This window comes from Coleofasciculus sp. LEGE 07092 (genome assembly GCF_015207375.1).
GTDB lineage: Bacteria > Cyanobacteriota > Cyanobacteriia > Cyanobacteriales > Coleofasciculaceae > LEGE-07092.
In genome coordinates, this window is record NZ_JADEWY010000011.1 from 41547 (window position 1) to 53086 (window position 11540).

At 43.6% G+C, this 11540-nt stretch carries 10 protein-coding genes; 6 read left to right on the forward strand and 4 right to left on the reverse strand.

Annotated elements, in window-relative coordinates; translation table 11 throughout:
* Position 1 precedes the first annotated feature (1 nt).
* Entirely contained in the window at positions 2–259 is a 258-nt protein-coding gene (locus IQ257_RS04605) for a BrnA antitoxin family protein (protein WP_193873190.1), read from the forward strand.
* A gap of 74 nt (positions 260–333) precedes the next feature.
* Complete coding sequence (locus IQ257_RS04610) at positions 334–2049, forward strand: pentapeptide repeat-containing protein (RefSeq protein ID WP_228060428.1); 1716 nt, start codon at positions 334–336, stop codon at positions 2047–2049.
* 78 nt (positions 2050–2127) lie between these two features.
* On the opposite strand, the gene IQ257_RS04615 is transcribed toward IQ257_RS04610, so the two are convergent.
* The 3 genes from IQ257_RS04615 to IQ257_RS04625 form a co-directional block, all read right to left on the reverse strand.
* Positions 2128–2400 carry a DUF2442 domain-containing protein gene (locus tag IQ257_RS04615; RefSeq protein WP_193873189.1) on the reverse strand — a complete coding sequence of 91 codons (273 nt, stop codon included), beginning with the start codon at positions 2398–2400 and terminating at the stop codon, positions 2128–2130.
* Positions 2363–2617 (reverse strand): DUF4160 domain-containing protein, encoded by a 255-nt coding sequence (locus tag IQ257_RS04620; protein WP_193873188.1) that lies wholly within the window; start codon positions 2615–2617, stop codon positions 2363–2365. Before IQ257_RS04620 ends, IQ257_RS04615 begins: the two co-directional genes overlap by 38 nt.
* Positions 2618–2845: 228 nt before the next feature.
* Positions 2846–4279, reverse strand: coding sequence for an amidohydrolase (locus tag IQ257_RS04625; protein WP_193873187.1), 1434 nt, complete (start codon positions 4277–4279; stop codon positions 2846–2848).
* A gap of 315 nt (positions 4280–4594) precedes the next feature.
* Between IQ257_RS04625 and IQ257_RS04630 the strand changes: the two genes are divergently transcribed.
* The 4 genes from IQ257_RS04630 (at position 4595) to IQ257_RS04645 (ending at position 11324) form a co-directional block, all read left to right on the forward strand.
* Entirely contained in the window at positions 4595–6691 is a 2097-nt protein-coding gene (locus IQ257_RS04630) for a hypothetical protein (RefSeq protein WP_193873186.1), read from the forward strand.
* Between the two features lie 402 nt (positions 6692–7093).
* Positions 7094–7867 carry a cysteine hydrolase family protein gene (locus tag IQ257_RS04635; RefSeq protein ID WP_193873185.1) on the forward strand — a complete coding sequence of 258 codons (774 nt, stop codon included), beginning with the start codon at positions 7094–7096 and terminating at the stop codon, positions 7865–7867.
* Between the two features lie 149 nt (positions 7868–8016).
* Positions 8017–8469 carry a cupin domain-containing protein gene (locus IQ257_RS04640; protein WP_193873184.1) on the forward strand — a complete coding sequence of 151 codons (453 nt, stop codon included), beginning with the start codon at positions 8017–8019 and terminating at the stop codon, positions 8467–8469.
* A 281-nt stretch (positions 8470–8750) separates the two neighbouring features.
* Positions 8751–11324 (forward strand): PAS domain S-box protein, encoded by a 2574-nt coding sequence (locus IQ257_RS04645; RefSeq protein WP_193873183.1) that lies wholly within the window; start codon positions 8751–8753, stop codon positions 11322–11324.
* A gap of 19 nt (positions 11325–11343) precedes the next feature.
* Here the strand turns inward: IQ257_RS04645 and IQ257_RS04650 are convergent, their stop codons facing one another.
* The gene (locus IQ257_RS04650; protein ID WP_193873182.1) at positions 11344–11526 is read right to left on the reverse strand and encodes a hypothetical protein; all 183 of its coding nucleotides are present in this window, start codon (positions 11524–11526) and stop codon (positions 11344–11346) included.
* Between the last annotated feature and the right edge of the window lie 14 nt (positions 11527–11540).

Sequence of the window (11540 nt, forward strand, 5' to 3'; positions counted from 1 at the left end):
AATGGAAGCTGAGTATGATTTTAGCCAGGGGAAACGAGGAGCGATCGAGCCAACATCGCCAGGAAAAACTCGTATTACCATCCGATTGGATGATGATGTTTTGGCATGGTTTCGTGAGCAAGTCCATCTAGCAGGTGGAGGAAACTATCAAACGTTGATGAATGATGCACTTGGCGAGTACATCCAACAGCGTCGCGAACCGTTGGAGGAAACGCTACGGCGAGTGTTAAGGGAGGAACTTGAGCGAATTGGGAAATGAGGTGTGAGATTGGACTGAGAGTTGGGAATGCTATCTATATGAAAATGAAAATAGCTTCCTAAATATCACCAAATATGTCTGAATCACAACTGCCTTTAGTTTCCAGGATTGAAGAAATCGAACAGCGCTACAATACTGTAGCGAAGTATGCAGCAGGAATTAAGCGCCAGTTAGAGACACTAACCGAACAATTTAACCAACGACCTGAGTTGCAGCAGATAGAAAGTCTAAGAGATGAGTTTTTGGCACTGCAACAGCGGTTTAATCAGTTACCTGCGTTGAGTAATAACGTAGATAATATTAATACTTTTGAAATATCCACCGAATCGGCAAATCCTGATGATGTTGAAATAGTGAGGCAATTTTTTGAACGGGTTGACCAGCAACAGGGTCAAGAATTACTGACAGAGGTAGTCACTCAACCGTCTGGCGAATTGCCGATACAACCTGCTGATAGTTCTGTAAATACTAATGATGCTGAAATTTCGCAAGCTCAAGAGGCTGATAACGCTACTGAATTAGATGAAAGTGATAGAGCTTTTACTGATGAAGAATTTAAGACAGAACGAATAATGTGGCTGTTGAACAGAATTTATGCAGCCGAGGAAGAGAGTCTTGAAATACCTGTAGATGCTGAAGAATTTTTGAAGCGGTATAAAAATAAAGAACATGAATTTGCTGGAATTAACTTAGCCGGAGCAAAGTTGAGTGGAAAATGTTTCAATCATGGTTTCATCCTCAACCTAAGTGGTGCGAATTTGAAAGGGGCTGAACTGTGTGAGACAAACCTCTGTAGCGCCAACCTAAGTGGTGCCAAGTTAAACAATGCCAACTTTTACAAGGCAAGACTGGAGTCAGCCAAGTTAGAGAAAGCCAAACTAATAAAGACAAACCTTAATAGTGCTAATCTGGGACAGGCAAACTTAAGTGAAGCCAACTTAAGTGAAGCGTGCTTGAGTCATGCAATCCTCTTTAAAGCTAACCTGAATAAGACTAACCTCAGTAGAGCAAACTTGCAGAACGCTAGCTTGAGGGAAGCAAATCTGAGAATGGCGAATCTAAATGATGCTAATCTGAGTAATGCAATTTTATTCGGGACAAATCTTGAAGGAGCTAACCTTGAAGGAGCTAATCTCCAGCAAGCGCTTTGCAATACGGCAACTATTTTCCCCGCCGATTTTGACCCCGTTAAAGCTGGTGTCTATTTGATTGCTCCTAGCGCGTCACTGAAAGGGGCAAATCTGAGTTCCATCAACCTCAATGAGGCAGACTTGAGAGAAGCTAACTTAAGTAGGGCAAACTTAAGTAAGGCAAATTTGCAAATTGCAAGACTCCTTCAAGCTAATCTGAGTGAAGCTAACTTAAGCGAGGCTAACCTAACTTGTGCTAATTTAACGGCGGCAAACCTTAGTGGAGCCAATCTAAATCAGGTCAACTTAAAGGACGCTAATCTAACGGCGGCAAACCTGAGTAAAGCAAATCTGAAAAATGCACAAATTTCTAAAACAAACTTCAGCGGCGCGAATCTGATTGAAGTCAATCTAGTCGGGGCAAGGTTGTTAGGAAATTTGAGTGGGGCAACTTTGCACAAAGCCAACCTCTGTGGAGCTTATCTAGGCAGCGTAAATTTGAGCGGAGCAAACCTTACTTCAGCAGATTTGCGTGGGGCAAACTTGGAAGGAGCAAACTTAGAAAAAGCTAACTTAAAAGACGCTAACCTCAGTGGAGCTATCCTCAAAAATACAAAGTTCAGTGGTGCAATCATGCCAGATGGCACAACTCACGAATAAACTTGACTAAAGTTCTAAAATAGCTGAGTAGGGACACGATAAGATCGTGTCCTACCGTTTTGTATGTGCTTCGCCCTTTCATGCGATCGCTTCATTAGTTCTCGGAGCAGGGGCACCCCGTAACATTCCTTCTGTGCTGAGATCTTCATCTATCTCTTCCCAGTGAATACCATAGCCTCCTCCAGATACTTCCCACTTGGTTCGCTGCTCCGGTGTAGCGTTCAGCAGTCTGGGATACCAAACCAGAGGTACAGTAATCGTTCTACCGTCCATCAAATCGACACTGATTGTCTCTTCGGTAAAGTGAATATCCTTAACTCTCTCGTCCGCTCGAATCGCCAAAATACCCATACCAAGCCTCCAATAACTTTTCCTGATTTTCTTGCACCATTGACTGCAATTTACGAAGTTCTTTGGCACTAAAACCGATATTATTTGCCAAACTGACTGTCTCTAGCCAAAATTTAGCAGACAAGTTATCGCGGTCAATATGTATGTGCGGTGGCTCATTTGGTTCATGGCTGTAAAAGTAGAATCGGTAAGCGCCAATTCTTAAAACTGTTGGCATATCTTAAGGCTACACGAAGACTATTCGATCTAACAATGCACTGTACCAGACGGAAGGGCGAGCACGCTATCAGGCGAGATCATATAGATTGATTTTGATTGCACATAAGCATCAGTACGATCGCGCTACCGAAATCCAGCAGAAATTTGATTAACTCATGTCCAATCGCCTATGCTAGAAAGCCATTTGCGATCGCTTCTTTTCAATGCCCTCTTAAAAAGAACTCCATCACTCCGGTAACTCCATCACCTGCCGATAATGTGCTTCCAGCTTCCGCACCATCTCCGACTGACGGTTAACAGTCCACTGACTGCGTTCAAATAATTCCTTTCTCAATTCATCACCATCAATTCTCGTCACCTTACCATCAGCAACTACCCGTTCCCCATTCACCCAAACACTATCTATCGCATTCGTCGGACGCCCCATAACTAACAACCCAATCGGATCAGTGCGGGGCAATAAGGATAAACTAGTCAGGTCATACAGTACTAAATCTGCTTTCTTCCCCACCGTCAGCGAACCCAACTCATCCGCCACATTCAATCCCTTCGCACCCCCTAACGATGCCATCTTTACTGCCTGACGGGGGGTAATCCAGTGGCGATAATCTAAATCAGTGATATTGTGCAGCAGCGAACCCATCTTAATCGCTTCTAACAAATCCTGGGAATCGTTACTTGCTGCACCGTCGCAACCGAATGTAACATTTACCCCCGCCTGACGGTATTTCAAAATGGGGGCAATACCACTTCCCAAACGCAAGTTACTCAGGGGATTGTGTACCACCGTCGCTCGCGTTTCTGCGAGAATAGCAATATCGGCATCATCCAACCAGACACAGTGAGCTAGAGAGGTGCGATCGCTCAGATACCCGATACGCTTCAAGTATTCAACCGCACTATAACCATATTTTTCCTTAGCTAATAGCTTTTGCGCTTTAGTTTCCAGTAAGTGTGCGTGACGACAAAGATTATAGCGATCGCTTAATTCAATACATCCCTCAAATAACGCATCCGAACACAACTGAATCCCCGTTGGTGCGACTAAAATATTTACCCCTGCTTCTGGTTTATGGAATTTCTCTACTACCTCCCGCATCAGCGCCAAGGTTTCCTCGGTGGAACGGATGTAGTTTTCGTGTTCCCGTTTGGCATTACCATCGGGGATACCTTCTGAGAGAGATTCATCTTGAATCAGAGGACCAACAAACGCCCGAATGCCAATTTCTTGATAAGCGCGAACTGCCGCCGCAACGGTTTCAATTTCTTGACCTGGAATTAATACTAAATGATCGACAACACTCGTGCCGCCAGAGAGTAACGTTTCCACTGCTGTCCCCAAAGCACTCAAATAAACCTGTTCCGGTTCTAGCGGGGTAAAGTCGTAGAGTTCAGCAATCCACAGTTCCAACGGCAAGGGTGGAATAATACCTCGCTGCCACATCTCTGAGGAGTGAGTATGGGCGTTGACGAAACCCGGTAGAAGTAGTTTGTTTTCACCGTTAACCGTAGTGCCTTCACCCTCCTTTACCAAGTTAGGGGGGGCATTTAAAGAGGTTGTAGGGATAATTTCAGCAATTGTATCCCCCTCAATTTGCACCTGTGCTGTTGTATAACCCGACTCGACGGGAATTAAAACTTGCTCGATTGTATAACTCACGAGATAGAACCTGATGAAACCCCTGAGTGTAAAACTTTAACACAATCAGTAATGTTCCCGACAAACAACAGAATAGTAACAGTTAGCGCTATGACCGAGATTTCGAGATTTCTCATCACGATTTCTCAAGGGCTTATAAAACCTAGATTGACGGGAGAAGAAGGCGTTCCACACTCTGTCACAATTCCTGGCTTACCCAAAATGCCCGAAACCTAGTCTAGGTAAGGTCTTGACGAGTGTGTCCACGTTCTTTTTGAGAAATGCGGATATTATAATTAGTGATTATTCTTTGACAACGATAATTAAATATAATAGATGAGTGACCCTCAGAGTATCCGTCAGCACATCGGCAAAAAAGATTCTAGTCTTTCACCGACTCCTGCACAGAATCCGTTTCAAACTCGTGGCTTTGGCAAAGGAATTCAAGCACGTTCAGCGCAGTTACCGACAACAAATCTTTTGCAAACTCGTGGATTTGGTTCTCCGCCCCAGCCATCACTGCAACAGCAGGAACCAGCAGATATCCAAACACAAAGGGAACGGGCAGAACAGTTTGGGTACAATGCGGCGGATATTCCGACATTTGCATCGGGAGGAACACAACTCCCACCGACTAATCCAGCACTAGCTGTAGCTGAACAGATCAGGAATCGGTATAACGCAGCACAACTTGCAGAGTCTGGACAGAATGAGACGGTGCAGAGGCGAAAAGATGGTCAACAAACAAAAATGTCCCCAGATCAAATTAAGCATGCAAATCGCATCCGCAAGGCAAGAGGACTTGAGCTTCTATCAATACCGCAACCAGCAAACCAAAACCCGCCCGCCGTCGCCGACCAAACAGCAAGCACCGTTGAATCTCAAAATGCTCATAATTTAAAAATTCCCCAAATTTTGAAGGAGTTAAAAAGCTGGAATGCAGTTAAAGAATGTTACCTGACAACGCCTGATATAATGAAGAAATTTGCCGAATATCGCAAATGGTATGTAGATACCAAAATTAACGAACTTAGAAAGAAATATCCTACCCTCATTGCTAAATCGGTAGGCAGTACAGACCTCAGTTCTGACTATGATATCACAGTATCAACTCCGGAAACGGGAGAAGATGTTGAAGCAGTTAATGATTTTAACAATATAGTCAAATCAGAATTTGGAGTCCAACCAGGGACTCTGTTCGACACTAACCTTTATGCCAAAGATTTTCTCAAAGTCGAAGGAAATATTAAAGCTGATAATCAACAACAGTTGGCAGCAGACAAAGATTTGTTACAACCAGAAAACGGCTTAAAAGAGTTTAGCAATCTCGATCAAGATGTAGCGGCTTTAGTGAAACAGCGACGGTTTATGAACCAAACTGAATGGGATAAATATACTCAAACTGTGGTTCAAAACATTAGCGATCCAGAGCAAGCAAAGGCTATTTTAAAACAATATGAAGAAGCCGATGGCATTTATCAAATTGCTGCTTATGAACTCTTGTCTGAAGTCAAACAAGGATTGTCCTCAAAACGTCAATCTGAACTTAAAAAACAAGCAAGAAAAGAACTAGGAGTAGAAGAACAAAAAGTATTAAAAAACATCAAAGACAATAATCTTCGTGATGAAATTGAAGCACAGCTTTTAGGCGAACAAGAATTACATTTAATTAGTCACCAACAGGGAGACGTAGTTTTAGAGAAAAGCAACCAAATATATGTACAAAGAATGCGGCAAGTGCGTGTACTGCAAACACTGATTAATCAGCCTGAAGATGCTTCTGATAGTGAAATAAATTCCATGAAAACAGAAGTAAAAAAGCTGTTAGGTGAAGCTTGTTTCTTTGCTTCTGAAGCTTATCACAGTGAAGGTGCAGTTAAACACGTCGTTGCTGGTCTTCAAGGACCAAATTCTGCCCAAGCACTAGCTCAACTTACTCCTGAACACATTTTGCAATCTTATAACGAACAGCTGGGTGACTTCTTAAAAGATATTGTCCACTACACTCCACAAGAACAAAAACCTAATGGTTCAGCAGGCATAACATTTTACCGCTCATCGAAATATCTATACCGATTATTTGATGCTGTATTAGAAATTAAAAAGCGACCACAATTCCAAGATTTGTATCTAGATATTGAAGCCAAGTCTGGTCAATTATCAAACTTAGCAAGTGCAGTTAAAAGCGAATTATTAGCTATCCGTAAAGGAGAGAAAAAATTTGATAGTGAAGAACAAAGAAATCAAGCAGCTATAGAATTTGTGAAAAGCCAATTCCAAGTTGATTCTGGGGAAAATTTAAAGAAAACTATTTTGAAAATGAGCATAGATTTTAACCAAAAGGTTCGGAATAAGTTGTCATTTACAACAGATGAAGAAACACGAAAAGAATACTTCAAAAATGTGAAAATAACCGATTCTAGTCGCCGATAGTGCGAGCATTCGCATCGTAGGTTGGGTTGAAGCATGAAACCTAACATTCATTAGCTCTTGGCAACTTAAATGAAACCCTTTGAGGGGAGAGAGAGTGCGATCGCTCAAAATCTAAATCTAACTTTCCCCACTTTATCATCCCATAGGTCTTCGGAGGTTTCTTGCTCTTGGGCGAAAGACATGGTAGTTCCACGAAGGAGAGCGTGATAAATCTAGTTTAGTGCGAAAGGGGTTAGCCCCTAGAGTTGCCCTGGCGATCGCAATTCAGCCTTTCCGATAAAGTTTTGTAAAAAACTAGTAGCCTAGAATCCATCATTCCTAGCAGAATTGGGGCGAGCACAAAAAAATTGCCGTAGCTTTCCCCTTTTAATTACAAATTTTTCAAGTCTTTCCATCACTACTATGAATCAACCTCTGCGTACTTTGGGTGTAGCACCGAATACTTGGACAGTCAGTGAAGCAACTGCCGATCTCACCCGTCCCCCCGTCACTCCCCAACCCATAACCCTACCGACAGAAACCAAAACCCTACGCCTGGATCTTCTTAAATCGGCGATTCTCGTCATCGATATGCAAAATGATTTCTGTCATCCCGATGGTTGGTTAGCCCACATCGGCGTAGATGTAACACCCGCCCGCGATCCGATCAATCCCTTAAAAACCCTGCTACCTGAATTGCGAGCTGCAAAAGTACCCATCATCTGGGTAAACTGGGGGAACCGTCCCGACTTACTCAACATCAGTCCCGGACTACTACACGTTTACAACCCCACCGGTGAAGGGATAGGATTAGGCGATCGCTTACCCAAACGAGATGCTAAAGTTCTCATCAAGGATAGTTGGGCAGCCGCAGTTGTAGATGAATTAGAACAAAAATCAGAAGATATCCGCCTTGATAAGTATCGCATGAGTGGTTTTTGGGATACGCCTTTGGACAGCATTTTACGCAATCTGGGCAAAACTACACTCTTTTTTGCGGGTGTTAATATTGACCAATGTGTCATGGCAACTTTACAAGATGCCAACTTCCTGGGTTATGACTGCATCCTTGTCAAAGACTGTGCAGCAACAACATCCCCCGACTATTGTTTTAAGGCTACGATTTACAACGTCAATCAATGTTTTGGCTTTGTCACTGATTCTGGGTCGATTATCAAAGCGATTAAATCTCGTTGAGCGTAGTGGTTTAAACTACTGGCGGGTTGTTGCAACTTACCAGTAACTCATCCGCTACATCCGTTACCAAAATCTGCCACACATCCCTAAGCAGTAAGGCAAAATGAAGGAAATACATTTTAATGATGAATTCTTAGGAGAAATTGCGAATGGACTCTCGCTGCATGATTCCCGTAATCAAGTCACCCAAAGACTATCAAGCTTATCGCATTAGTCCTCAGGATACGAACCGTTTAGCCATTGTATTTGATCCAGTGATAGCAGATGCGTCCTTAACCTTTTGTGTGGAAATTTTTGATGAAGGAGGCAAAACGCCCCCCAACCGCCATCAAATTGCTGTAGAAATGTTCTTTATCCTCAAGGGAGAGGGGGAGGCTATTTGTGATGGAAAAACGGTTCCGATTCGATCAGGAGACAGTTTATTGGTGCCGCCAACGGGCATTCATGAAATTAGAAATACAGGTATGGGTCGTTTGTATGCGCTGTGTTTTATGGTTCCCAATGAAGATTTTGCGGAACTCATTCGTAGTGGAACACCTGTAGAATTGGATGAGGACGATTTACGAGTACTGAGTCGTACTGATGCGCTGGTGACTTGTTAAAGCATTGAATGACTCCCTCAAAAAATACAAGGCATACGGCTCCAAGGAAAATATAAGGAGAGCCTTCTTTATCGCATCACTGTCCTATCCATCGTCTGGTTTGATAAAAAATCTTCTATCGATTGCAGATAATTATAATCATAACAAATTCTAATTGTATAATCTTATAAGCTAAGTCAATAATAGGATAATATTATAATCCTTATCGCTTGCTCCTACACTCAGCTTTGTTGGGTTACGCACCAAGCGCTCTAGAACAAGTATGAAACGAATTTACGGAAGTGACTTACCCCAATCCCAAAGACCAAAAGGTACAGGAGTCACTTAAGCAAAGCGAAGAACGCTATAGGACTCTAGTTGCAAATATTCCAGGTGCTGTTTACCGCTGTGCCTGCGACTCAGACCGGAAAATGGCGTTTCTCAGCGAAGCGATTGAGGATATTTCTGGCTATCCGCCGAGTGACTTTATTAATAATCGAGTGCGGTCTTTTGGCAGTATCATTCATCCTCAAGATCGGGCGAATGTCGATCAAGTTGTCTGGCAGAATGCCAGACTCAAACATTCCTATGTCATTGAGTACCGGATTGTGCGAGCGGATGGAACCTTAGTGTGGGTTTATGACAAAGGTCAAGCTATCTTCAGTGATACAGGAGAAATCCTTTGGCTGGATGGGGTAATCTTAGACATTAGCGATCGCAAACAAATAGAAGCTCAATTACACTGTACCCAAGGGTTCCTCAACTCTGTGATTGACAACTTGCCTGTGGGGGTGTATATAAAAGATGCTGAGAAACTGCGTATTCTGTACTGGAACAAAGCCAGTGAACGGATATTTGGCTATTCCAAAGCAGCAGTCTTAGGCAAGAATGACTATGATTTTTTACCACAACAACAGGCTCGGTACTTACGTGCTAAAGACCGACAAGTGCTAGCGGGCGGACAACTAATCGAGAGTCTGGACGAAACAACTCTCGCCCCTTATCCAGAGAAACGGTTCCTGTATACCCAGAAAATTCCCCTATTCGACGAAACCGATACGCCCCAATATTTGCTGGTGATTTGCGAAGACATCACCGAGCGCAAGCGAGTTGAGGCAGCATTGCGGGAATCAGAAGCTCACTATCGTTCCATTGTAGAGACTGCATCCGAGGGGGTTTGGATTTTCAATGCCGATAGCCAAACCACCTTTGCCAACACTCCCATGGCTCAAATGCTGGGCTATCAGGTAGAAGAAATGCTGGGGCGCTCCCTATTTGACTTCATGGATGAAGAAAGTCGCGCCCTCGCTGATGCCTATGTGGAGCGCCGCCGCCAAGGTTTCCATGAACGACACGATTTCAGATTTCGCCGTAAGGATGGCTCCGAGTTGTGGGCAATTGTTTCAGCCATGCCCATTTTTGATGCCGATAATCAGTTTGTCGGCGTCTTAAGGATGATTACCGATATTAGCGATCGCAAGCAAGCCGAGGCGCAACTGCAAGAGAGAGAGGAGTTTTTACGCAGCATCTACGATGGCATCGAGTCCTCAATCTTTGTAGTAGACGTTCAAGAAAAAGAGAATTCAGAAATCACAACTGAGGCATCAGAAGCCAGAACCGAAGAAATTGTAACTTCTGCCTATGAATTTCGCTACAGAGGTCTAAACCCAGCTCACGAGCGCTTAATCGGTATCCAAACAGCCGAATTGCAAGGCAAAACACCTGAAGAAGTATTACCTCCACCTGTTGCCGCCGCCTTGCATCATCGCTATGAGCAGTGTGTGCGTGCAGAAACCCCCATTCGCTACGAGGAATGCTTGTTATTAAACGGAAAAGATACTTGGTGGCTCACGACTCTGACCCCTTTACGGAATGAACAAGGGCGTATTTATCGCTTGGTGGGTACGAGTACGACTATAAGCGATCGCAAGCAGGCACTGGAAGCCTTGCAGCAGTCCGAGAGTCGATTGAAAGCCAAAAACCAACAGCTCAAGCAAGCCTTGCGTAAACTCAAACAAGCCCAAGCCCAACTGATTCAAAATGAAAAAATGATCAGTTTGGGTCAGATGGTTGCGGGTATAGCTCATGAAATTAACAACCCGATTAGCTTCATTTACGGAAACGTTAACTATGCCTGTACCTATGCGACTGACTTGTTGCACTTAGTAGAACTCTATAGCCAGCACTATCCTGAACCCGTACCAGAAATCACGCACGAGATTGATGCCATTAACCTGAATTTCATCAAAACAGATTTCCCCAAACTGTTTAAGTCCATGACAGAAGGGGCAGAGCGCATCCACTCCCTTGTTTTGTCTCTGCGGAACTTCTCCCGTTTGGATGAAGCGGAAATGAAGGCAGTTAATATTCATGAAGGCATCGATAGCAGCCTACTCATTTTGCAGCATCGACTCAAAAAGCGTCCATCTCAGCCGGAAATTCAGGTGATCAAAGAGTATGGGCAACTCCCGCCAGTTGAATGTTATCCGAGTCAACTCAATCAGGTATTTATCAACCTCCTCAGTAATGCTATTGACGCCTTAGAATCAGAGTCAGATCCTCAGCGAGTCAGCCCCTCAGAAGTAACACCCACTATCACCATTCACACCGAAGTGAAGAATCAAAACACTCGTCCGAATTCTGAACAAGTTATCATTCGGATTACTGACAACGGACCCGGTATCTCAAAAGCTGTCAAGAAACGCATCTTTGACCCCTTTTTCACAACCAAACCTGTTGGTGTTGGTACAGGTTTAGGGTTGTCCATTTCCCACTCAATTATCGTTGAAAAACACAGAGGTCATTTAACCTGCGTTTCCGCACCAGGTAAAGGAGCAGAATTTATTATTGAGTTGCCAATGAAGCAAAAGCGCTAAGTTGGTCATTGGTCATTAGTTAAACATCCGTTACATCCGTTAAGCCGTGTTCGAGTTGTTCGAGTGTTGCCGTTTGTCCGGTTAATCCGGAGGAACACAGGGGTGGGGCGATCGCTTCGTAGATGCCATGGGAATAGATTTTGGCGACTTCGGGTTCTGTTTTTTCAACGGGATACTCGTTCCATAGCTTATTAGTCGTCAAAGATGTTAAGTTAA